Here is a 24883-nt window from a genome sequence, read left to right on the forward strand (position 1 = left end):
TGTAAGCGGCCCGAAACGTTAAATATTTCATAAGCCGGTTCAATATCAAACAGTTTTAGCTGCATCATTATTTATAAAATATGTTAGATAAATTAGAGCTGATATACGAGCGCTGGAAAAATGTTGAAGGTGAATTGAGCAATCCTGAAGTAATGCAGGATATGAAGCGTTTTGCCCAGTTGAATAAAGAATATAAAGACCTTGCCAAAATTGTTGACGAGTATCATATATACCGCAACATTATGAGCAATATCGAAACCAATAAAGAGATCCTGGCTACCGAAAAAGATGAGGAGTTTCGTGAGATGGCCAAAATGGAACTTGACGAACTGCTTGCTCAACAGGAAGTAAAGGAAGAAGAAATTCGCCTGATGCTGATCCCTAAAGATCCTGAAGATTCGAAAAATGCTATTGTGGAGATCCGTGGCGGCACCGGTGGTGATGAGGCAGCCCTTTTTGCAGGTGACCTTTACCGCATGTATATGCGCTATTGCGAAAAACGCGGCTGGCGTACCGAACTGGTGGATTATACCGAAGGCACCAGCGGCGGCTATAAAGAGATTGTATTTAATGTAAACGCCGAAGACGCTTACGGAACCCTGAAATATGAATCGGGTGTACACCGTGTGCAACGTGTGCCTGATACCGAAACACAAGGCCGTGTACATACTTCAGCAGCTTCTGTAGTAGTACTGCCCGAGGTTGATGAGTTTGATATCGACCTGCAGGTTAGTGATATCCGTAAAGATTTGTTCTGCGCTTCAGGGCCGGGCGGTCAGTCGGTAAATACTACCTATTCGGCTGTGAGGTTAACCCACATCCCTACAGGTATTGTTGCCCAGTGCCAGGATCAGAAATCGCAATTGAAAAACTACGATAAGGCTTTACAGGTATTGCGTTCGAGGGTGTACGAAATGGAACTGCAAAAACACCTGGAAGAAACATCAAAAAAACGTAAAACTATGGTATCAACCGGCGATCGGTCGGCCAAGGTGCGTACCTATAACTATCCTCAGGGACGTTTAACTGAGCACCGTATCGGTCTGACTATTTACAACCTGCCGGGCGTATTGAACGGCGACCTGCAGGAAATCCTTGAATCGCTTCAGTTTGCAGAGAATGCTGAGAAGCTGAAAGAAGGGACAGTAGCGTAAGTTATAATCAGATATTAAATAGAAATCCCCAGCCGTAAGGTTGGGGATTTTTTTGTTTGTGAGAAACTATTCAGGGACTTTGCTACTAACTTTTTAAAAAGATCGTCATGCCGAACTTGTTTCGGCACCCCACAGGACGAGTCGCAAATTTGCTTAGCAGGCTTGCTTAGCAAGTGGGGTGTTGAAACAAGTTCAACATGACTGGCTTTTGTAAACAAGCACGTGAGCAATCCCGTTTTTTTTAATTACAACTTAAACTTACCCTTCAACGCAGCCAGCTTCAAGGCCATATCGGTTTCCGGTTCTTTTTCAACCCTTTTATTAAAGTTGGGCTTATTGTTATTACCCTGCGAACGGCGGTCATCGTTCCTGCGCTGATTGGGCTCGCTTTTATCGTTCTCTTTCATGGATAGCGCAATACGCTTGCGGTTCACATCAACCTCGGTAACAGTTACCTCAACCTTTTGATGTACTTTCAGTACTTCATTAGGATCTTTGATGTAACGGTTGGTGATCTGGCTCAGGTGAACAAGGCCATCCTGGTGAACGCCGATATCAACAAAAGCACCAAAAGCTGTAATGTTGGTGACGATGCCCGGCAGCTTCATGCCCACTTTCAGATCGCCGATGGCATTTACACCCTCTGTAAAGCTGAAAGCTTCAAACTGCTCGCGCGGGTCGCGGCCCGGTTTGGCAAGCTCGGCCATGATATCATTCAGGGTTGGCAAACCAACTGTTTCGGAAACATATCTTTGCAGCGGAATGCTTTTGCGCAGGGTTGGGTTGCTCATCAGGTCTTTCACTGTGCATTTCATATCAGTAGCCATTTGTTCAAGCAAGCCATAACGCTCAGGGTGAACTGCACTGGTATCCAACGGGTTTTCGGCATTGTGGATCCGAAGGAATCCTGCTGCCTGCTCAAAAGCCTTATCGCCCAAACGCGGAACTTTTTTCAGTTGCTCCCGACGTTTAAAAGCGCCGTTCTGGTTGCGGTATTCTACAATGTTCTGTGCCAGTTGCGGGCCAAGGCCTGATACATAAGCCAGGATCTGTTTTGAGGCAGTGTTTAACTCAACCCCCACCGCGTTCACGGCGCTGATCACCGTGTCATCCAATGAGGTTTGCAGCTTGTTCTGGTCAACATCGTGCTGGTACTGGCCTACACCAATTGATTTTGGGTCGATCTTTACCAGCTCGGCCAGCGGGTCCATCAAACGGCGGCCGATAGATACTGCCCCTCTTACAGTGACATCATAATCCGGAAATTCTTCCCTTGCTACTTCAGATGCCGAATAGATAGAAGCACCACTTTCATTAACCATCACAATGGTTACGCCCGGTAAATTCAGGTTGCGCACAAATACCTCTGTTTCGCGGCCTGCGGTGCCGTTGCCAATAGCAATAGCCTCGATATTATATTTCTGGAACAGGTGCTGTACTGTTTTTTCGGCTTCGCGGGCCTGGCCTGCACCGGTGTGCGGGTAAACGGTGGTATTTTCAAGCAGTTTGCCCTGTTCATCCAAACAAACCAGTTTACAACCGGTACGAAAACCCGGATCAAGCGCCATTACGCGTTTTTGACCAAGCGGCGCGCTCAGCAATAGCTGGCGGGCATTCTCTGCAAATACGCGGATCGCTTCTTCATCGGCTTTCTTTTTGGTAAGCAGGCGCACCTCTGTTTCCATCGATGGTTTTAACAGCCGTTTGTAGCCATCGGTGATAGCCAGGCGGATTTGTCCGGCAGCCGGGTTGTTTGCCTTGATAACTGAATTTTCCAATATCTCCAGTGCATCATCTTCTTCAGGTTTCAGGTCGAGCCATAGGATCTCTTCCTTTTCGCCGCGGCGCATGGCCAATACGCGGTGCGATGGCGCTGTTTTAACAGGCTCGGTCCATTCAAAATAGTCTTTGTACTTAATGCCTGCCTCTTCTTTGCCTTCAACCACTCTTGATGCAAAAGTGCCTTTTTCAACAAACAGCTCGCGGATTTTGGTACGTATTTCAGCATTTTCGGCAACGGTTTCGGCAATGATATCCCTTGCGCCTGCTAAAGCTTCTTCAACGCTGGCTACGCCTTTTTCATCGCTGATGTATTCCGCAGCTATCAGTTCGGGGTCGATATTTTTTTGTTCCAATAAAACATCGGCCAATGGCTGCAGGCCTTTTTCGCGGGCTGTAGTAGCGCGGGTTTTGCGTTTTGGGCGATAAGGAAGATAAAGGTCCTCCAAAGTAACCATTGTTTCTGCTTCGTTGATCTGTTTTTCAAGCTCGGGCGTTAGTTTGCCCATATCTGTAAGCGATTTCAGGATAGCCTCACGGCGTTTGTCCAGTTCGCGAAGTTGCTGTACACGATCACGAATGGTGGCAACCTGTACCTCATCTAAACTGCCGGTAAGTTCTTTACGGTAACGGGAAATAAACGGAACGGTAGCTCCTTCATCAAGCAAGCCTACCGTAGCGGTAACCTGCTTCTCAGCTACAGAAAGCTCTGCAGCTATTATTTTATAATGAATACTCATAATCAAAATTCGGACTGCGAAGTTGAGGGAATAGGCTTACAATTCAAAAAAAGATTGCTAACAAAAAGTTGAAAGTTTTGATTGGGCTATTGTTGGCAATGTAAATATAGGGTACATTTTGTTAACCGGCAGTTTTAAATTGTCTCTGCGCGGACTAAATTGCCTGATGTTAAAAATTATCCCGATAAGTAATATTGGCGCAATGGGTAATTGCGTAATGGCAATTCGGGAGATGTATGGTCATCTATATCTTTTGCTTCGCCTTTATTTCCAGGTAGCGGTTTACTGTGTTTATGGTAAGGTTTTGAGGGGATGTTAGTATCGACTGAATGCCGTGGCTGGCCAGCTCTTTAACCATCAGCTTTTTATCGTAAGCAAACTTTTCGGCAATGGTTTTTATGTAGATGCCTTCAACATCTTTGGCCGGTTGTTCGCTCAGGGTTTTTAATTCCGTATTTTCAAAGAAGACTACTAACAGCAGGTGAAACTTAGCTATCCTGCGTAAAAATGGCAACTGTCGCTGTAACGCCGAAAGGCTTTCATAATTTGTAAAGAACACCACCAAACTACGCTGTTTTAATACCCTGCGTGTTGTAACATAAAGGGCCTCCATATTGGTTTCCAGATACCGGGTTTTTTCCTTGTATAAAACCTCCATTATCTTATTAAGCTGCGCGTAATTCTTATCGGCAGGCACTATAGAACCTATTTTTTCGCCTACAGTTATTAAGCCCGCTTTATCTTCTTTAAGCAGGGCTACGTTTGATAGCACAAGGCTTGCGTTAATGGCATAGTCCAATAAACTTAACCCTTCAAAAGGCATCCGCATAGCCCGCGATTTATCGATGATGCAGTAAACGTGCTGCGATTTTTCGTCGGTATAGGAGTTTACCATCAGGTCGCCCCGCCGAGCTGTGGCCTTCCAGTTTATGGTGCGATAGTCATCGCCGGGAACATAGGATTTTACCTGTTCAAACTCCATACTGTGGCCAATCCTCCTGATTTTCTTAATGCCTATCTCGGTGAGCCGGTTTGATATAGCCATCAGTTCATACTTACGCATTTGTAAAAACGAAGGATAAACGGGCAAAGTCTCAGCCTGCTCAAAATTGTAACGTTTAGATACCAGACCAATAGCCGATCGCACAAAAACCCGGATAAAGCCAAACTCATATTCGCCCCGGCGGGTTGGCCTCAGCATGTAATTAATCTGCTTACGTTCGCCGGGAGCAAGGGTTGTAGTAAACCAAATATCACGTTTCTGAAACTGTGCGGGAATCTCATCTATAATTCCGGTGTTAATGCTGAAACTATACCGGTTTTCGATATAAATACTAAGTTCGTTTTCGTCGCTGTTGCTTAAGCGTTCAGGGGCAAGGCGTTTGGCAAATACACCATCGCTTAAACGATATAAGATGAACAGATCGGCAATTAACAAGGCCAGCAAAGCGTAGAAAGCTATATCAGGCACAATGCCCAGCCAGGGGAAGAAAAACGAAAGTAAATACAATACCACACAGGCAGCAACCGCGCCGAATAAACGGTTAGTTAAAAACAAGTTGGTATAAAATAGTCGGAATAGTTTTTTCACGCGCTTTTACTATCGTGGCACTTCAATTTTTTGTATTACCTGGGTTATCACCTCGTCGGGCGTTACGCCTTCCATCTCCTTATCAGGCGTTAACATAATCCGATGGCGCAGCACAGGGGCGGCAACATAAATAATATCATCGGGGGTAACAAAATCACGCCCCCTGGTAGCAGCAAGCGCTTTGGCTCCATTAACAATAGCCAGCGACGCACGCGGCGAACCGCCCAACTGCAGGGATTTGCTGTTACGTGTTTCGTGGATAATTTTAGCTGTAAACTCCAGGATCTTATCTTCTACATGCAGGGCCCTCACCTGGTTGCGCAACTGGTTGATATCAGCAGCGGCGAGTAAAGGTTGCACCTGGCTTAGCTGATCGGTTGTTTTTTGCTGATGCTGACGACTAAGGATAGTTATTTCCTCTTCAAGCGTTGGATATTTCACTTCTATCTTAAACAAAAACCTATCCAGCTGGGCTTCAGGCAGGCGGTAGGTACCTTCCTGCTCAACCGGGTTCTGTGTTGCAAAAACGGTAAAAGGCTCTTCCATTTTATAGCGGTGCCCGTCAATGGTAAGCTGCCGCTCCTCCATTACCTCAAACAAGGCCGATTGTGTTTTTGCCGGTGCACGGTTGATCTCATCTATCAGGATAATATTACCGAAAATAGGCCCTTGTTTAAATTCAAACTCGGTTGTTTTAGGGTTAAAAACAGAGGTTCCCAGGATATCTGATGGCATTAGATCTGGTGTGAACTGAATACGGGAGTACCGGGCATCTATAGTTTTGGCAATAAGCTTTGCGGTAAGTGTTTTAGCAACGCCCGGCACACCTTCAATCAGGATATGCCCATCGGCCAGGATCCCCGCAATAAGCAGATCGATTGAATCATGCTGACCTACGATGATGGTTGCCAGCGTGGCTTTTATTTGCTCAACAGCAGTGCTTAATTTAGATAGATCGGTACGTTGTTCAAAAAATTCGTTTTCCATATTTACCTGGATTGGATATAAAATTGTTCAATAAGTTGGTTGAGCCTGATGAGCTCTTGATCTGTTACAATGTCATGAGTACTGATGAAGATAAATGCACCGGACAATTCACGGGCAAGGTCTTCGGTTGCACCGGTACGGTTAACCAGTTCTTCTACAAATTCGGGACCTGGCCGGTTTGCTTTTATCCGGTAAGTTTCGCGTATAAAAGCCCAGAAATACTGCATTTTTTTCCGGGCGATGTTAATGTTGTCCCTTCGTTCATAGTATACCTGCCCTACTACGTTCACGAAATCAAGAGTTGAGTTTTCGAGCGGATTAATAATTGGGATAATGCGCTGACGTCTTTTCGCCTCATATAGCACAAATATCAGCAAGGTAAACAATGCCAGATAGTAAGCCGCTTTTAACTGCGTATTCCCAAGGAATACCCTCATCGGCGAGTCATTCTCACCGGTACCCTGAGTATAATATTCGTCCCAAACTATCTCCGGTGTTTTCTTTACCATGGATAAAGCAGTAGAAGCCCATTCGGCCCCCTGAGGCTTCAACAAGCTGTAGTTAGTGAACATACCCGGATTGGGCGTTAAATACAGGTTGCCTTTCCCCATCGGATACTTCAGTAAGTTGGCCTTATGGTCGTCCGTTTCACCTATAACTACTGCATGTGCGGTATCAAATTTATCGTAATAGCCTGCTGTTAAACCCTTATCAACAAAATAATTCACCTCGGGCGACAGGGCCGGGTTTACAAAATGCATTAACGTATGAGTATTTCCATTAACCGCAAATTTATTAGTGATGCTTATTTTAAGTTCCTTTTCAAAATCGGCCCCTAAAAATCCGGCGGCGATAAAGACGTCGTTACCGGCAGTAATATATTGTTTAAGCTGTTTAAAATCGGGCTTGGTAATATTGAGCCCCCCGGCTATGATAATGTATGATGAGCCTTTGATGGAATCTTCGGCAATAGTATTGTAAATGGCCTGGCGTTTAGGTTTGATCACAGCACCGGGAAAAATATCCCGGGCACGCTCATAAAGTACCCGCGTGCCATAAGGGATTTTATCGGTATTGCTGAACGTAGGCGTCCAGTTAATATCCCTGGGCTTATTCATGTTTGCCACTATGTAAACGGCAAACAATACTGTGGCTATTATAAAGTAAATCTTAAGGTCCTTCATAACAGCTGTTTTTTAAAGTTTTGAAACAACTGGTTTATATTACCAAAAGCAGCACCATCGATATTAAAACCGCCATACCATACGTATTCAAACTGCCTGGTTAGCGATACAAAAGATTGCCGTACAGATGGATTGTTAAGCTCATATACGTAAGCCGAATTGGTTTTTTCGGGTTGCCACTGGATAAGGCCGCCATCGCTAAGCTGCTTCAGGCTTCGCAGGTAAAGCAGGCGAACGGCTAAGCGGTAATTGTGGTTTAAAATTGCCCTGTCAATTTCCTCATCAAAATTGATCTCGTGGATATTCTCAGTCGATTCGGTATAGGCCAGTGGTGTTTTGCGCGACTTACCCAGCAGCAGGTTGCCCATATCCATACCCAGCAACTTCATTACAAAAAAGATGAGTGCACCAACGGCCAGTATCAAAAAGAAGTATTTAAGAAAACCAGCAAAGCCGGAGCTTATGCTTAAGCTGCCAAATAAGGTACGCCAAAACCACATCCAAAACCTATCCCAGAACGACAACTCATTACCTATACTTTTGTCGTTATACTGATATTCCTTGTCAGCCCGGTATTTATCAAGTGCATTTTCATTAAAACGGCGTACATTCACCTTCGAGCTATCCATACGCACAACCGCGGCCTTCTTTTTAAAAACGCTGTCTGTTTTTAAGGGAATAGCCTTTCCGCCAACTTTAGCCACCGACGGATTGAGGGTAAAGCACAACAGTATGAAAAGGATTAGTATCGGTTTAGGCATAACTCAATTAGTATTGTTCGGCAGGCAGATCGTCGGCTTTATCGGCATGTGTGCCAAATGCTTCTATACGCTCTAAGATCCCGGTTCCATCTTTTCTTTCCTGGAGGCTAAAATAACACAAGGCAATGGCTATGGTTGGAATAGCATAAGTAAGTAGTAAAATATTTTGAAGCATACTGAAAAATATCACTGCTGCTATTGAAAGATATTTAAAAGAAACGAGGATCCGCAATGAGGCAACAAGCATTAAAGGTATACTGGCAATTGAATTACTTACACTTACTATCAGCGAGCAAACAAATATGATCCCAAAAACCATCCACCAGTGATCTTTTATAAGCCGGAAGCCTTTATTGAATGAGTATCCAAATGAGGCATTCTCCATGATCATGGTAGGCAAAATAAGGTAAAATATCGGCGTAAGATATATGCCTGGTATTATACAAAATAAAAAACCGAAAATGAGCAGGATGAATAATAAAAGACCACTCCCTAACGAACGGAAAAAGTAATATTTAAAATAACCCCAAACGTCTTGTGCCGTTGGTTTATCTCCTTTTTTTTCAAGATAAACTGCGACAAAACACAGGGTGGTAAGGTATATAAAAAATTGCGCCAGCATCATCACAAAACCGTTTGCTGCAGCACTTATACCCACTTTGAGGGTGCTGTTATAGTCGCCTTTAGCGCCTGGATCAAGACTGTCATAAACAGATAATTGTGAAAATGCAGTGGCAACAGTACCAACCAGCACAAAAAAGCCGCAGATAACGAGTAATGACGAAAAAAGCGGTTTGAAATTCTGTTTCAGGAAGGTGAAGGTGTCATTTATTATTTCGCCAAAATCACGGATCCTCCTCAGTTCAATAATATATTTCATTTAATGATCGGTATTAATATAGTTTAGGTTTTTATTCAATTTTGCGGGGTAAAGGATCACATACCATATCATGAACAGTAATGATGAAGCTAATATAATAATACTTAACCAAACAGGCATTTCGGTATGGCGCGTTACAAAGCTTTCAAAAAAAGCGGCTAACAATATGATGGGAATAAGGCCTACTGTAATTTTCAAGCCCTCAAGCGCCCCTTTTTTTAATGATTGCAGCCGGGTATACGTTTTGGGAAACAACAAACTGTTACCAAGTACTAAACCGGCACCACCGGCCACAATAAACGACGACATTTCAAGCGTACCATGGATCCAGATCACCAGTATGGATTGGATTCCAAGTCCCTTGCTGAAAAAATAATACTGAAATGAGCCAAGCATAACGCCGTTCATTAAACTGGCGTATAATGAACCAACAGAAAAAAATAAGCCCATCACAAAAAAGCGCAGTTCGACATAAACATTATTGATGGCTATCTGGAAAAACATCAGGCCCGAAGAACTGCTTTTATATACACCGAAAGGATCACCTTTCGCGATGTTATCATTGGTCATGTTCACATAATCATCGCCAAGGATAAGCCGTACAAAATGATTATCGTATTTGGCCGAAAGCACTCCCATACAGGTAAAAACCGCAAAGAAGATAAGCGAATACAATAACTGCCTGCGATGCTGAAAAAAAAGCAGCGGCAGTTCGTATCGCCAGAAAGCTGCAAACCTGTTACTTTTTTCCTTTTGATTTTTGTAAATGTCCTGGTGAAACGTTGATGCAAGACCGTTAAGGTACTTTGTTGTATTTGATTGTGGGAAGAAAGTTTTGGAATAGGCCAGGTCGTCGGTAATGGCTATAAATGCGGCAGCAAGCTCATCCGGGTCCGTTGGCTTATTGGTTTCATAGGCCTTCCATTTTTCGGTATTTTGTTTGATAAACAGCGCCTCACGCATTTTAAAAAGCAGGTTTTATTTTTTGTTAAAATACTCACAAATCTTTAATATGCAATCATATTTTACACTAACAAATTTATCTTTGTTAAGATGCAAACCATAACCGTACACACAACACAAAATATTGATATAGACTATGAAATAGCCGGCCTCGGCGAACGGATAGTTGCCCGGATAATTGATTACGCCATTTTCATTGCTTTCTATTTCATCTTTATTTTTCTGATCATCGGAAAAATGCCCGAAAGCGTGCTGGTAACGTGCGCAATTATCATGGCGGCGATATTTGTATTTTACGATTTGATTTGCGAAACGCTGCTTAATGGCCAAAGCGTTGGCAAGCGGATAATGAAGATACGGGTGATCAGCCTCAATGGTAACCGTCCCCGCTTTGGACAGTACCTGTTAAGATGGCTGATGCGCATGGTTGATTTTGGCATTACCCTTAACCTTGGCGCACTGCTTTGTGCCCTGGTGACTGAAAACGGCCAGCGTATAGGTGATGTGGTTGCCGGAACAGCTATGGTAAAAACACATCCGCGTACCAAAATAGACAGCTTAACATTCAGGCCATCGGGTGACGATTATGAACCTACTTTTAAAGAAGTAGCTGAGCTAAACGATAACGATGTAAGGCTGATAGCCGACGTGATACATAATTACATGAAAACACATAATGCCGTTGTGGTTTACAATATGGCAACAAAACTAAAAGAGCATTTGAAAATAGCCACACTGCCTCCCGATATGAACGACCTGCAGTTTTTACAGGCTATTATTAAAGATTACAGCCATGTAAGCGCCATGTCTGAGCCTTATCAATAAGCAACGTGATTATAAAGATGCCACATCTTTATAACATAGCTGATAAGCACGATACTACCATTGATCATAAAAATGGTTTTCTTTACAACGGCTTTATCAGTATCGAGTTTAAAAATAACATCGGCTATGCCGTAGATAAAAAAAAGGATTAGCGGAATAGCCGCGGGATATAGGAAGAAGCTTTTTTGGAAATCGCCCTGGATGAGTGCTACTACCGAGCGCTGAAAGCCGCAGCCGGGGCAATCAATACCTGTAAGATATTTAAAGGGACAGGGTATTAAATGCCCCTGCAGCCAGTGGATAAACCCTAACCGGCTGCAGGAAGCATATATCATGATATTATTTACCCACATTAATAGTTTTGTGGAGGTGGGTTTTGATTATTGAACGGATCGCGGTAATCATTTGGGTTAAATGGTGCAGCGCCCTGTGCTTCTTTGGCAGATGGACCCAAATAGGTTGCGCTTCCAAATCCAAGAATCGGATAAAAAATAAACGGGAAGATAATCAGACCAATTGTAAAACCTTCACTTTTACCAAAGCTTTTACTTAACAGGTTAATCATCCAAATACCAAAAATTATATTAGCGCAAGGGATCAGAAGCATGATAATCCACCATATAGGTTTTCCAATTATCTCAAGTAGTACAATGATGTTGTAAATTGGAATGATTGACGCCCAACCAGGTTTTCCTGCTTTGGTGTACACTTTCCAACTACTAATCACCACGATAACCCAGATTATAAGGCACGGGATGAAAAATGCACCAAAAATAGCACCAGCCATGCCCGCAGACATGTCGGAAGAAGAAGTGTAAGAATCCATAATTTTGTTTAGTGTTTAAGTTTAAGTGTATTATTTGTTTAAGTTCAACGCAAATTATAAATTATTTTTATCAAAAGCACTAGCATAACGTATTTATTATAGAACCTGTAATTATAATTTATCCTTAATTTTGACTTGATGCAAAGAGAACAGATTTCGGTTTTTGATATGTTTAAGATAGGCATTGGCCCGTCGAGCTCGCATACGCTTGGCCCCTGGCGTGCCGCGCAGCAGTTTGTGCAGTCGCTTGAGCAACAGGGGGTACTGCCGATGGTGCAGCAGGTTAAGATCTTATTATATGGCTCATTAGCCAAAACAGGTCATGGGCACGGTACGGATATAGCTATATTATTAGGTTTAAGCGGCGATGACCCGGTTACTTTCGAGGTGGACCAGGTAATACCTAAAATTGAGCAGATCAAAAGCTCGCATGAACTGATCATCGGTGGTATTTTACCATTGAGTTTTTATGCTGAGGATGACCTGCTGTTCCTGTTTAACGAAAGCTTACCTTATCATCCAAACGCGGTAACTTTTCAGGCATTTTTAAGTACCGGAAAGGCAATTTCTGAAACATACTACTCGATAGGAGGTGGTTTTGTGGTGAAGGAAGGTGCTTCAGGGCAATCAAAAGCGGAGGTTGACCTTCCCTTCCCGATTGATACCGCAGCCGATCTGCTGCACTGGTGTATCAAAACAGGTCTTCGGATTTCGGAAGTTGTGGCCGAAAACGAGCTGGCCTGGCGCAGCGAACAGGAAACCCGTACCGGGGCATTGAATATCTTCAAGGCATTAAAAGAGTGTATTTACCGGGGATGTCACACTACCGGCCAATTGCCTGGCGGGTTAAATGTGGCAAGGCGCGCCGCAAAATTAAACGCAAAGCTCATCGGCAACAATAAATATAGCAATTATGAGGAATGGGTTGCAGCTATCAGGAATACCGGCGATAGCTTTAAAAATACTTTAGATTGGGTAAGCTGTTTTGCATTAGCCGTTAATGAGGAGAATGCTTCATTTGGCCGTGTGGTAACTGCGCCAACAAATGGCGCCGCAGGTGTTATTCCTGCAGTGCTCCAATATTATATTGCTTTTTGCGATGGCAATACCGAACAAAAGATCATCAATTTTTTATTTACTGCCAGCGAGATCGGAAGCATCTTTAAAAAAGGCGCTACCATATCGGCAGCCATGGGCGGCTGCCAGGCCGAAATTGGCGTATCATCTGCCATGGCTGCGGCAGCATTAACCGAATGTATGGGCGGTACCCAACGCCAGGTACTTATGGCTGCCGAAATAGCCATGGAACATCACCTCGGCCTCACTTGCGACCCGATTGGTGGGTTGGTACAGGTCCCCTGCATTGAACGTAATACCATGGGTGCTATCAAAGCTATCACTGCCTCACAACTGGCGTTGCAAAGCAATCCCGAAAAAGCGAAGGTAAGCCTTGATGCAGTGGTAAAAACGATGTGGCAAACCGCGCTTGATATGAACTCAAAGTATAAGGAAACAAGTGATGGCGGATTGGCAATTAATATCCCTATCAGTTTGCCGGAGTGCTAATTACTCACTTCTTAAACAGCCGTGAATCAAATTCAAAAAATTCATTTTTCTTGAGTGCAAAATCTAATGTCCATTATCTAACCTACAATCTTTTGATTATCTACCTCACCGGCTTCGGAAACACCGGCAAACTTTCGTGCCCTTCAGCATCAACAGACTGTACCGCGAAGAAGTAATTATCCTTTGAGTAATTCAACGTAGCTATAGTATCGGTTACATAGAATTTCTTTTCCCAATAGGGGCTGATGGTTTCACGCATCAATACATAATAACCGGCGGGCTTTTTACCGGTGCCGGGAGCTTCCCATTTTAGTTTGGTTTTATTGGTCAAATCGCTGGTAATAACGCCTACATTCTGCGGTTCGGCAGGGGCCGAAGCAAGATTAGCCAATACTGAAAGGTTCATACGGGCTACCTTTTGCACGTAATTAAAATCTACAAAATCGGGCAGGTCGCCATATTCAATGCCGTTTTCCGTGCGGATGTTCTGGTGCTGGCGGTTAAAGTTTTCGTTCATTTCGGTAAACCTTACAGCTGTAAAGCCTTGTTCCAAAAATGGCAGGTGATCACCGCCGCGCAGGTAGCGGTCGCGCCTATAAATAAGCTTCACATCGAGTTGGTCAACATAACGCTCTCCAATTTCTTTAGTGTAACGCGCCAGTTGTCTGGACGGACTATCATTTTCCCCTCCCAATGATTTCAAAGCTGCCACTTGTTTATCGGTGGCTGCCGTAGGTACACCATCGCTAAAAACACGTACGCTGCGGTTATCTTTCAGGTCGGTTTCCATGCCGTAAGTATTGCCAACGATATCATTATTCAGCATGGCATCCACATTCCAGTTTTCTGCTTTAGCCCGTTTGGCTACGTTGGCAGATCCGTACAAACCCTGCTCTTCACCAACCACTGTCATGAAAATAATAGTAGCCGGGAATGATCTTTTAGCCATTACCCTGGCTAACTCCATAGAAAGGGCGGTACCCGAAGCATCATCATTGGCGCCGGGTTCAACACCGTTGGCGTCCATCACATCGTTAATGCGTGAATCATAATGTCCTGATACCAGGTACACCCGTGTATCATTAGAATCGGTACCTTTCAGTGTGGCCAGTACGTTTTTGAGCTTGATGGGTTTATCGATACGTGTACCTTTAGGCTGTGTGAACGTATCAAACTGTACGGTCATCCTCCCGTTTGATTCCGAAGCATATTTCTCCATTTCGGCCTTGATCCAGTTGCGCGCTGCACCGCTGCCCGTGGTTTTACTGGTTGTATCGCTCAGCGTGTGCCTGCTTTTAAAGCTAACCAGTTTGCGGATGGTAGCCTCAATGTTTTTGGCTGATACCTCATCAACCATTTGCTTAATGCCAGCGTCCTGTTTTATGATGGTTTGGGCAGTGGCAGGCAAGGTTAGGATGAGGAGGAGGAATGGGAGGATGTGTTTCATATGATGTATGTCTGAAACCCGAATTTATGGAATTAATGAATTTGCAGAATGAAACATATTGTAATAATCACGTGATGCGATTTCTCCTATGGCGAGTTTAAATTTGTACGTTTAAGGTGGTAACACCGATCACAGGGCATTTTTAGTGTAACTCTGTACCTTTTATAAATAGCTGATTGTTAGATTAATATTAAGAAATATTCGAATTTGTGTTAACCCTGTTAACCCCTGTCGTTTCTTTTTGTGGTCAATGTGATCACACCGCCAAAGGCAAAACGGGAGGATGTGTTTCATATGGTATGGTAGTAATTTTTTAAGAAAAAACTATTCCCCTTCCTCCTCCGCAACAATCCCCAAAATCTCATCGGCTTGTTTAAAATTACTTTTTACAAAATGGCACCAATCGCATTCTTTTTTGCCGCAGCCTGTGCTGAAATTGTGGACCATGATTTGCTCATAAGTGTCCTTAATCTGCCCGGTTACTGTCTCTATGTCTTCCGGTGTTATCACAAATTTTTCGCGGTAATATTCACCATCGCTTATGGGTTCAACAAAATCAAAAATGGTGCTGATCACCTGCCAGTCGGTAGTGCGGTCATGATCTATCAGTATTTTATAGAAAACAGCCTGTCGCCAGTAATCGCCTCCGTTTGGCGCATCATTGGTTGGGCGCAGTAGTTTATCTTTTGCATTTTTAGGCTTGCCGGTTTTGTAATCGACAACCGTAGCCTGCTTGCCGTCAAATTCAATTTTATCCAGGTTACCTTTAATAGGAACACCCGCTACTTCAATATTTTTTATAGATCGTTCTGTTACCGCTATTTTATTCCAGTGTGGCACATTTTGTTCGTAGTAGGGGGGGAGGATCTTTTCACCATATGCTGAGCGCAGCTTAAACTCATCTTTAGTAAATGAATCGCGATTGCGGGCCATATACCATCTAAACTCGCGCATGAAATTTTCCGTACTCAAAAACTCGTTATCATTATCCTTCAACTGCCTGTAAGTTTTGTTGAGTGCCCAGTGTACCGCCTGTCCAAAAGTAGCCGCTGGACTTTTACCCGATGGCACCCTGATCAAACACTGAAAATAAAACCGCAGCGGGCAGTCCAGGTAACTGCTCAGGTGGGTTACTGATAGGGTGTAATTCTGCAGCAGCTGATTGATGTAGTTTTTATCCAGTAATTCAACTTTTGGTTTTTCGGCTTCGCTGAATTGGGTTGCCTGGAACTCGATCATATCCATGGCATCCACTTTAGGATAGTGTACCTGCATATTGGTGCTGGCTAATATCTCGCCTATAAATTGGCTTGCCTCCTGGTCTTTGTCTTTCCTGTCCTTGGCAGCGTATGAGATCATAAGGTGCTGCTTGGCACGCGTTACCGCCACATAAAACAGACGGCGTGCTTCCTCTTTCTGTGCAATTTCATCAGCGGCGGAGCGGGTAAGTGTGTCGGGATAGCTGAAACCGCTGTTCCGGCCTTTACTGTCCCAGGTACGTTTGTCGCAGCTAATAAAAAACACATATTCAAACTCAAGGCCTTTTGAGCCGTGTGCCGTGAGGAAGTTGACACCATTCTCCGAAAAGATGCTTTGGTTAAGCTCCAGGCGGATCTGATGTTTCTTCATCATTTCGATGGTCGAGATCAAATCAGGCAGGTTGATGTCTGGCCTTTTGCGGCTTTCATCTTTCAGGAAATCGAAAAAACTGGTAAGCATTTGCATGTAGCTGCCCTTATCCTGTTGCTGCATGATATATTTCAGGATGCCCATTTTGGCTATCACACTTTGAAAAAGCTGTTGCAGCGTAACGCTAACCGACTCTTTGAGCAGGTAATCAATATTGCTTACCAGGTACCGCATCTCCTGTTGCTGGTCGGGGTGAAAAAGGTCTGCTTGTTTGGGTGGCCTCATCTCGCTTACGTAACGGCGGATAGAAGTTTTAGGCTGATTGTAAGCCAGGGTACCAAAGTTTTCTTTAAACACAGCAACGCTTGCCTTGGCAATTTCAATAGGGGGGATGTTAAAGAAATCATAATGCATGATCTCAAACAACAATTCATCCCCGCTGTATGGCGAATCGAGCTCCATGGCCAGGTAACGCAGTATGTTGATGATTTTTTCGCCAAAGGGTTGGGTAAGCACATCTATCTTGCGTTTGGTATTTACCTGGATCTTTTGCACATCCAGGAATTTGATCATTTCCTCAACCTGGTTGTGATTACGATAGATAACTGCTATCTCGCCGGGGGGCACGCCATCAGCCACCAGTTGTTTTATCTGTAGCGATACATCAACCAGTTCTTTATCAGGGTTTTCGTACTCCCGGATCACCGGCTCAACCAACAGGTTATTAAAACGCGGGTGCGACGATTTTAAAGCTTTATCTAAATTAAGCTGACTGGTTAATCGTTCAAAATTGTTGTCGATAAGCGCTTTTGAAATATCGAGGATCTGCTGACTGGAGCGATAGTTATGTTTTAGCACTACGGTGTATAGTGTATCTACATAGTCATTGGCAAAATCAAGGATGTTTTTCATGTTGGCTCCCTGAAATTTAAAGATCGACTGATCATCATCGCCTACCACAAAAACATTCGGGGTATCCCAATAATTAAGCAAAAAGCGCAGCAACTCGTTTTGCGATCCGCTGGTATCCTGGAACTCATCTACCAGAATATACTGATAACGTTCCTGGTATTTACGAAGGATTTCTTCATTATCGCGGAACGCGCGCAACACCCAAATGATCATGTCGTCATAATCATAGCGGCCGCGGCTTTTCATTTTTTCTGTATAGTTTTGGTACTCTCCAACAGCAGCCAGCAGTTTTTTCATCACATCATGCGCAGCGTCAATATCTTTTTGTTTGGGATCACCAATCTTGATGCCTGCTTTGGCATTAGCCCGTTTATAAATAAATTCCTCGCGGTTAGGCAAATCTTCAAGATAGTCATTTACCGCCTGCTCAATCATTTCGGCGTTCCAGTTTTCCCGCTTCATAGTGCTGAACAGGCTTTTAAGCCGGGGAACATCATAATAAATATCGCCCGTAAAACGCTTCAGCAGGTGATCGTTCGGGAACTCATCAACCAGTTCCCGGAATAGCATAGCTGATTCCAGGTCGGAAAGCGACTCCAAATTCAGCTTGCCGAAATACTCGAGGTTCTCCTGGATGATCTCATTACAAAAAGCATGGAATGTATATATATTAATACGATAAGCATCGGGGCCGATAAATTCGAACAGACGTTTGCGCATGGCCACTGCGCCGGCATCGGTGTACGTTAAGCACAGGATTTCGCTGGGTAAAGCGTCTGTATCAGTCAGGATTTTGCCTATCCGCGCTGCCAGGATCTGCGTTTTGCCTGTACCGGGGCCGGCTACTACAAGTACAGGGCCATCCATTTTGTTAACCGCGGCCAATTGCTCGGGATTTAAACCGGCTAAGGCTTCCTGAAATTTAGCGTTATATTTATTGAATGTAGATTGCATAATATTTAGTAAAGATAAAAAAGGATGCTGCTGCATTTGCAAACAGGATAATAAATATGATATTTAGGCCATAATATTAACCATGGAAAAACCTTATCAGGGGCGGGCGATAGTTGAGGATAATTTCGAGTATCTCAAAATTACTATTCCTGTAAAACGAAATTATATCTCCATTATATGGATTTGTTGCTGGATAACTTTTTGGGGATATTTTGGAGCATCTGCATTTGGTGAACTTTTCAATTCCCCTAACGAATTTGGCCGCGTATTCATGTTGCTATGGATAGGCGGTTGGGCCCTTGGCGGAGTTATGGCAGTAAAAACGATAATTTGGTTGTTTTGGGGCAAGGAGATCATCGAAATTGGAATGGGCACCTTCAGCATCAACCGAAAAAATGATCTTTTTACCCGCGAAAAAGTTTACGATCTTAATGAATGCAGGGAGTTTAGGATCAGGGAAATAGATTCGGAATCTGACAGGAAATTTTGGTTCGTATTTTATTACCGGAATAAAGAAAAGGGAACTATAGCATTTGACTATGGCATGCGAAACTTCTGCTTTGGAGAAGATCTTTATGAGCCAGAGGCACAATACCTGTTGAATGTTATGAAAAATAAAAAAGTATTAACTGAAAGCCAGTTTAAATAACAGTTATGGGCTGTTAGATTATTTATAACTGCGCGCACCTAACCTCTAATCGCCAGTCTCTAATCTCTTTTCTACAACCCCATCCCCGTTGTAAAAAATGCATTTACACTTACAGGCAGCTTACCGGTAGGCTTTAACCGACCGCTAAGCACTTTCGCTGCCGACTGTTGCAACTCGGGCGACATCTGGTAACAAACCAATAAACTGCCAGCTTTTTCAAGTCCCGGCAAACCCGCTATAGTATAAGCATTGGCAAACACACTGAATGCCGTGTTTTTGCGTGATGCCAGGTCGGCAATCATCAGTTTTACATCGCTGCTGTAGTCAAGCTTGCTTTGCGGGCGCAGGCGGGCATCATGTATGCCCACAATTACTTGCTGGTATTGTTTAAGCCAGTTCAGGATATTGGCAACTTCAATCGCCGGTGCATCTTTATTAACTATAAATATGCGGCTGTTCGGGAAACTTTTTACAACCTCCATCTGGAAAGGCGTTGGCGAGCTTACCCCTATACTCACGATGGCTGTTTTTAAAAATGGATTAAGCTTTACATTATTGTTCTTCAATTGGGTTACCGCGGCGTCGCTTAGTTGTTGTACCAGTGTTTTGGCGGCATCGCTGTTAATGTCCTGGCTTAAATTGGTTAAAGCAGTTGGCTTGTATTGATTAAGCCCTGCCCAGTATTTGGCAACTAAGATCTTTTTGATCCGCGCTTCAAACTCAACAGCACTAACGCTGCCATGCCTCACAGCCTTACGGATCAGGCCGATAGCCCGGTCGGAGTTTTCAGATAGTTCAATAATATCATTGCCGGCAATAAATGCCCTTACATCGGCTTCGCCCTTGGGGAAATATTTGGTTACCCCTTTCATTTCCATCGCATCGGATATCACCAGGCCTTTAAAGTTTAACGAATCTTTCAGGATTCCGGTAATAATAGGGCGCGAAAGGGTTGAGGGCAGTTTGGGCGTATTATCTAAGGAAGGGATCGCCATATGAGCGATCATTACCCCGCTAATACCTGCATTGATAGCTTCCCGGAAGGGATACATCTCCAATGAATCTAATCGGCTACGACTATAAGGAAGCAGCGGCAAATCAAAATGCGAATCGACATTGGTATCGCCATGTCCCGGAAAATGCTTGGCCGAAGTAAGCAAGCCTGCATCCTGCATGCCTTTAAAATAAGCAATCCCTTTTTTGGCCACGTTATACATGTTATCGCCAAAAGAGCGGTAATTGATAACGGGGTTATTAGGATTGTTGTTCACATCCATATCCGGCCCCAGGTTCATTTGCATGCCCAGGCGTTTAAAATCATAAGCTATCTGTTGGCCCATTTTGTAAATCAGGTTATTATCCTGTATGGCACCGAGGGTCATTTGGTATGGATATGATATGGTAGAATCCAGGCGCATGCCCAGGCCCCATTCGCCGTCCATAGTTATAATTAAAGGTACTTTGGCCAGTTTTTGATACTTATTGATTAGGTTGGCCTGGCGCACCGGCCCACCCTGAAAAAATACAACGCCCCCCAATTGCTGCTCTTTAATCACCTGCCCAACCGAATCTTCATAGGCTTTCCCTTTATTGGTATGCGCCCTTACAAATAATAATTGTGCAACCCGCTGCTTGCGGCTCATTTTATGATACACCGAGTCGACCCAGCGGTTTTGTTTGCCTAACAATTGGATATAACTTTCTTTTTGTGCAAAAACATCGGCGGTGAAAAATGTGAAGATGATAATCAGCGGGTAGAAAATGCGGGTTTTAGAAGCTTGCATAGGCCAAATGTAGCGTTATTCTGAATTTTTGATGAAAATGATGTTACAACTATTACAAAAATCAAACCGCTAATAAACCTTTGTGTTTTTTATTAATCTATCACGTTATTAACATACATAGAAGGAAAAGCCGGCAGTAACCGATAAACTAACGGGCTAAAGACTTTTCCGCCACTTATTTAAAACAGACAAATACGATGAAAAAATTACTTTTCTTGGCAATGTGCCTTTTTACCGTAGGGACAGTTAGCGCGCAGGGGTATTACTATGGACCGCGTCATCGCCGGCCACCCCGCAGGGTTGTTGAAAGATCCCAGCCCCAACGCCGCTATGATGATTTTTACACCCCCAAAGTTGGTTTAGCAGTAGGTTTAAACGTTTCAAATACGGTTGATGCTTATAACAGCAATTACAGTTCCAGTTCACTTGCCGGCTGGCACGCGGGTTTAACCTTTGATGTGCCTATTATCTACCCACTATCATTTGCGCCCGAAGTATTGTTTTCGCAAAAAGGATATGAGGTGAATGACCGGGACGGGAAATTTACACAGCGCACTAATTATATTGATGTGCCTTTACTGGCTAAATTTAGGGTGGTACGGGGCTTTAACCTGCTGGTTGGTCCGCAGCTTACCTTTTTAACATCAACCAAAAATACTTACGAAAGCGGTTTAGGTACCAGTGTTGATCATATTGACAATGATGCCAATCATAGTTACGTTGCCGGTGTAGTAGGCATAAGTTTTGACATTAACCGCAATGTGGAGATCCGCGGTCGTTATAATATCGACCTTGGTGAAAATCGTCCTTATGCTGATCAAAACCTGCCCGATTACCGTAACCAGGTTTGGCAAATTGGTTTAGGGTTTAAATTTCAATAATAAATAATGGAGCACGGTAATTGATCACAGTAACTTTAATGTAGCATTTACTTTTATGCAAATACGCTAAGCCGCAAAGGGGGAAGAGATTCCAAAACTTTGCGGCTTAGCTTTTTTTGTGAGTTTAAGTTCGATCTTTATTTATTAGGGCGTTGCCTTCGGCCGGGCTTTCCGCTCATACTGCGCAGGGCCTTAGCCACATTGGCTAGTATCCGCTTCAATCCCTCCTATGTTTACATCTAATATTATTGTAATGATTTTATGAGTGAAAAGAGTGAGAGCACAGCAATCCCAAACAGCCTTGAGCATGTTGAGCGTTAGATATAGCCTCACTCCTTTACTTTTTTGAGTTTGAACAGAATGTAAGGAATACGACCAGGCAGTATATCCAGGATAACCAACAGGAGGAAAAACGAAGAAAGGTTTTCACTTATAACAGTTAAAAACTTTGATCAATGGCAAGCAGATTATTAAAACAAGTAGTAGGTATTGATGTGGCTCAAAAAGAGCTGGTGGTTTCTATCGGCAAGATGGATGAGCAGGCAGTTATAACAGTTTATGCGAACAAGATTTTTCCAAACAATGAAAAAGGATTTGCAAACCTGGAAGTATGGATAAACAAGCAAAGCATCCCCCAATATCCATTAAGATATGTAATGGAGGCCACAGGTGTATACCACGAGCGCCTTGCTTATTATCTGGCCGGCAAAGGGTATGCTGTAAGTATTGTCATGCCCAACAAGATCTCAAACTTCTTCAAGACACTGGAGATCAAAACAATTACCGATAAATCAATGTCTTTTGCCATAGCCATGTTCGGACTTGAAAAGAAACTGGATAACTGGGTACAACCCAAAAGGGTGTTCAGGACCCTGCGGCAGATAACCCGTGAAAGAGAACAACTTATTGCAGAAAGAACCATGATCAAGAACCAGCTACATGCTGAACAGTCCGAAGCTTTTCCGGGGGAAGATACTATCCGCAGAATGATGGACAGGATAAAGATGATTGGTGAACAACTTAAAGAAATACTTACTGAGATTAGAACAGCTGTAGCACAGGACAAACATTTAAAACAAACACTGGCTACCATTACCACTATTCCTGGAGTCGGCTTATTAACGGCCACTGTGATCATAGCCGAAACAAACGGCTTTGAGCTGATCAGGAGTAAAAAGCAGCTGACCAGTTACGCCGGGCTGGATGTCAGGGAAAAAGAATCCGGCTCATCCGTTAAGGGCAAACCCAAGATATCTAAAAGGGGGAACAAGCATTTACGAAAAGCCATGCACTTACCTGCATTAGCGGCCATAAGACATTCAGAAAGATATAAAGCTATATTTGTCCGGATCGTATCCCGAAATAGCGTGAAAATGAAAGCTACTGTAGCAGTACAAAGAAAATTATTGGAGATGGTATACACTATATACAAAACCAACAAACCATTCGAAAAAGACTACCTTCAACAGAATGCACACATATCCGAAAATAGTTAGAGCAGTCGCTTCAATTGAAGGACTGCCCTAAACAGGCTAACATAAAGCTGCCTAAGACTCAAAAATAAAAAATAACTTTTGCATATCAACACAGAATCTAACGTAAAGGCATAATATTACCATTCCCTCGGAGGATGCGTCGAGAGGATCCTTATTTCTTTAGGATAATAATTATTGATCCGATTTGGCAATAATTTGGCCCAGCCAAGCGGATGCCCTTCATAGGTCATGAGCGTCCAGCCTTTATCTGTTGTGGATAGTTCTATGTTGTCCCGGCGCAGGTATTGGATAGCCTGATCTTTATTAAGGGGCGTTTCCAAAACTGCATCTTTATTAATTATAAGGCTTAGCGCCAGTTCATGGTCGGGGATCAGATCTTTACCGGCAAGCTTACCTATAATTACGCCTGATTTTTTTATATAGAGCTGTCGCTGTAGTATATTGAGGCTTTCTTTATGGGCGCGGTTAATAGCCATCCAGTCGTCATTTACCTTAAAATAATAAAGGTCGTCGGGGTTATTAATATATGAGCGCACCTGGTCGAGCTCCTTGCCCGGCAATTTTTGCTGGGTGTTGTTTTTAAAGGAGGCCAGATCGCCGCTGTTTTCTTTTTTTTGCAGGCAGGCGGCAAATAAGCCTTCGCCTTTTATCTTACCCGGGTAAAAACGGTAGCCCCAGGCTTTTTTCTCCGGCGACTGGGTTTCAACAATGCCCCATTCCTTATTAATAGGTATGCGGATGCTTTCCAGCTCAAACTCGGTGCAAAGCCAGTCCAGGATATCTTCATTTTCCTGGTGTGAGTAGGAGCAAGTACTATATATAAGGTACCCATCTTCTTTTAAGGCTGGGTAAATATCAGCCAGTATGCGTTCCTGTCGCTGGTGGCAAAGGTTCACGTTCCCTTCCGACCATTCGCTCATCGCGTCCGGATCTTTTCGGAACATGCCCGAGCCCGAGCAGGGGGCATCAGCGAGTATAATATCAAAAAAACTTTTCAGCCTCCCGAAATCTTTAGGGTCATTATTAGTGACAATGGTATTGGCTGTACCCCATCGATTCAAATTATCTGTTAATATAGGTACGCGTGTTTTAATGATCTCGTTTGCCACTAATAAATCGGCAGGTTGCAGGGCCGAATTAAGCAAGGTGCTTTTACCTCCGGGTGCCGCGCAAAGGTCAAGTACTTTTACCGCATCATCATTATTTTGGTTGATGGTTTTAAAAATATGATCAATAAACATTGATGATGCTTCCTGTACATAATAGCAGCCAGCATGAAAAAGAGGATCGAATGTGAACGACGGGCGGCTTTCAAGATAATATCCGTTGGCGCACCAGGGTACATTTTGTGTAATTTTTAAGGCAGATGGTTTAAAAGGATTAACCCTTATAGAGGTTGGAGCCTCCTCAAACCGGTGCGCTTTTACAAAATTTTCTTCATCGAAGCCGTTTTCCGCGCTCAATGATGCGATGAAATGCGGAGGGAAATTATGCTCATTCATATACATTTCAAATATACACATTAGCTAAATGCCCGTCTTTACTTAATTATGAGGGTGTTTGGGGATGTATTTTACCTTAATTTACAGGCAGTTGTAAAATAGGTTTAATTATTTGAAAATATATCTTGGTTGGTAGATGGTTTTCTGTGTACATTTGTGACCGCTTTAGAAAAAGAGGCGTTGTTTTTTGAAAATTAAAAGCGAATAAAAAGATTAAAAAAAGTGAAATTTTCACTTGCTAAATCAAAATGAAATTCGCACCTTTGCAGCCGCTTCAAACAGGAGCGGTAGTTCATACAAAGGGTAAAAGAATCGGTGTTGAAGAGGGAAAGGGAAGAAAGATAAACACTGCAAAACTTTAAAAAATAAATAA

The 24883-nt window shown here is 43.3% G+C and carries 19 protein-coding genes; 6 read left to right on the forward strand and 13 right to left on the reverse strand.

The window, feature by feature from the left end:
- Positions 1 to 80 precede the first annotated feature (80 nt).
- Positions 81 to 1154 carry a peptide chain release factor 1 gene (gene prfA / locus ABID99_RS28735; RefSeq protein ID WP_091167385.1) on the forward strand — a complete coding sequence of 358 codons (1074 nt, stop codon included), beginning with the start codon at positions 81 to 83 and terminating at the stop codon, positions 1152 to 1154.
- A gap of 245 nt (positions 1155 to 1399) precedes the next feature.
- Here prfA and ABID99_RS28740 read toward each other — a convergent pair whose 3' ends face one another.
- From ABID99_RS28740 to ABID99_RS28770, 7 genes are all read right to left on the reverse strand, one after another.
- Entirely contained in the window at positions 1400 to 3673 is a 2274-nt protein-coding gene (locus tag ABID99_RS28740) for a Tex family protein (RefSeq protein ID WP_373615879.1), read from the reverse strand.
- 244 nt (positions 3674 to 3917) lie between these two features.
- The gene (locus tag ABID99_RS28745; protein WP_373615880.1) at positions 3918 to 5264 is read right to left on the reverse strand and encodes a DUF58 domain-containing protein; all 1347 of its coding nucleotides are present in this window, start codon (positions 5262 to 5264) and stop codon (positions 3918 to 3920) included.
- Positions 5265 to 5273: 9 nt separating this feature from the next.
- Positions 5274 to 6251, reverse strand: coding sequence for a MoxR family ATPase (locus ABID99_RS28750; RefSeq protein ID WP_090534833.1), 978 nt, complete (start codon positions 6249 to 6251; stop codon positions 5274 to 5276).
- A gap of 2 nt (positions 6252 to 6253) precedes the next feature.
- Positions 6254 to 7435 carry a DUF4350 domain-containing protein gene (locus ABID99_RS28755; protein ID WP_090534835.1) on the reverse strand — a complete coding sequence of 394 codons (1182 nt, stop codon included), beginning with the start codon at positions 7433 to 7435 and terminating at the stop codon, positions 6254 to 6256.
- Positions 7432 to 8196 (reverse strand): DUF4129 domain-containing protein, encoded by a 765-nt coding sequence (locus ABID99_RS28760; protein ID WP_090534836.1) that lies wholly within the window; start codon positions 8194 to 8196, stop codon positions 7432 to 7434. Before ABID99_RS28760 ends, ABID99_RS28755 begins: the two co-directional genes overlap by 4 nt.
- Positions 8197 to 8203: 7 nt before the next feature.
- Positions 8204 to 9076 carry a hypothetical protein gene (locus ABID99_RS28765; protein ID WP_090534838.1) on the reverse strand — a complete coding sequence of 291 codons (873 nt, stop codon included), beginning with the start codon at positions 9074 to 9076 and terminating at the stop codon, positions 8204 to 8206.
- Positions 9077 to 10039, reverse strand: coding sequence for a stage II sporulation protein M (locus ABID99_RS28770; RefSeq protein WP_090534840.1), 963 nt, complete (start codon positions 10037 to 10039; stop codon positions 9077 to 9079). It abuts the gene before it with no gap.
- Between the two features lie 90 nt (positions 10040 to 10129).
- On the opposite strand from ABID99_RS28770, the gene ABID99_RS28775 reads away from it, so the two are divergent.
- A complete protein-coding gene (locus ABID99_RS28775; protein WP_090534842.1) occupies positions 10130 to 10864 on the forward strand; it encodes an RDD family protein in 735 nt (244 codons plus the stop codon).
- Here ABID99_RS28775 and ABID99_RS28780 read toward each other — a convergent pair.
- Both ABID99_RS28780 and ABID99_RS28785 read right to left on the reverse strand, forming a co-directional pair.
- Complete coding sequence (locus ABID99_RS28780; protein ID WP_229701768.1) at positions 10858 to 11217, reverse strand: DUF2752 domain-containing protein; 360 nt, start codon at positions 11215 to 11217, stop codon at positions 10858 to 10860. The two genes, ABID99_RS28775 and ABID99_RS28780, sit on opposite strands and share 7 nt — an antisense overlap.
- Positions 11217 to 11690 carry a DUF5684 domain-containing protein gene (locus tag ABID99_RS28785; protein ID WP_217633233.1) on the reverse strand — a complete coding sequence of 158 codons (474 nt, stop codon included), beginning with the start codon at positions 11688 to 11690 and terminating at the stop codon, positions 11217 to 11219. Before ABID99_RS28785 ends, ABID99_RS28780 begins: the two co-directional genes overlap by 1 nt.
- Positions 11691 to 11828: 138 nt before the next feature.
- Between ABID99_RS28785 and ABID99_RS28790 the strand changes: the two genes are divergently transcribed.
- Positions 11829 to 13256 (forward strand): L-serine ammonia-lyase, encoded by a 1428-nt coding sequence (locus ABID99_RS28790; protein ID WP_188834636.1) that lies wholly within the window; start codon positions 11829 to 11831, stop codon positions 13254 to 13256.
- Between the two features lie 100 nt (positions 13257 to 13356).
- Here ABID99_RS28790 and ABID99_RS28795 read toward each other — a convergent pair whose 3' ends face one another.
- Positions 13357 to 14703: a M28 family peptidase gene (locus tag ABID99_RS28795; RefSeq protein WP_188834635.1), complete on the reverse strand. Its 1347-nt coding sequence runs from the start codon at positions 14701 to 14703 to the stop codon at positions 13357 to 13359.
- A gap of 324 nt (positions 14704 to 15027) precedes the next feature.
- The gene (locus ABID99_RS28800; RefSeq protein WP_188834634.1) at positions 15028 to 18198 is read right to left on the reverse strand and encodes an ATP-dependent DNA helicase; all 3171 of its coding nucleotides are present in this window, start codon (positions 18196 to 18198) and stop codon (positions 15028 to 15030) included.
- An 82-nt stretch (positions 18199 to 18280) separates the two neighbouring features.
- Between ABID99_RS28800 and ABID99_RS28805 the strand changes: the two genes are divergently transcribed.
- The gene (locus ABID99_RS28805) at positions 18281 to 18847 is read left to right on the forward strand and encodes a hypothetical protein (RefSeq protein WP_188834633.1); all 567 of its coding nucleotides are present in this window, start codon (positions 18281 to 18283) and stop codon (positions 18845 to 18847) included.
- 71 nt (positions 18848 to 18918) lie between these two features.
- On the opposite strand, the gene ABID99_RS28810 is transcribed toward ABID99_RS28805, so the two are convergent.
- Positions 18919 to 20631, reverse strand: coding sequence for a glycoside hydrolase family 3 protein (locus ABID99_RS28810; RefSeq protein WP_090534848.1), 1713 nt, complete (start codon positions 20629 to 20631; stop codon positions 18919 to 18921).
- A 197-nt stretch (positions 20632 to 20828) separates the two neighbouring features.
- On the opposite strand from ABID99_RS28810, the gene ABID99_RS28815 reads away from it, so the two are divergent.
- Positions 20829 to 21512: a porin family protein gene (locus ABID99_RS28815; protein WP_090534850.1), complete on the forward strand. Its 684-nt coding sequence runs from the start codon at positions 20829 to 20831 to the stop codon at positions 21510 to 21512.
- A gap of 455 nt (positions 21513 to 21967) precedes the next feature.
- Positions 21968 to 23008 (forward strand): IS110 family transposase, encoded by a 1041-nt coding sequence (locus ABID99_RS28820; RefSeq protein WP_091169225.1) that lies wholly within the window; start codon positions 21968 to 21970, stop codon positions 23006 to 23008.
- Between the two features lie 116 nt (positions 23009 to 23124).
- On the opposite strand, the gene ABID99_RS28825 is transcribed toward ABID99_RS28820, so the two are convergent.
- Entirely contained in the window at positions 23125 to 24510 is a 1386-nt protein-coding gene (locus tag ABID99_RS28825) for an RNA methyltransferase (protein ID WP_176628863.1), read from the reverse strand.
- Positions 24511 to 24883: the final 373 nt, after the last annotated feature.

The organism is Mucilaginibacter sp. OAE612 (assembly GCF_041806395.1).
GTDB lineage: Bacteria > Bacteroidota > Bacteroidia > Sphingobacteriales > Sphingobacteriaceae > Mucilaginibacter > Mucilaginibacter rubeus.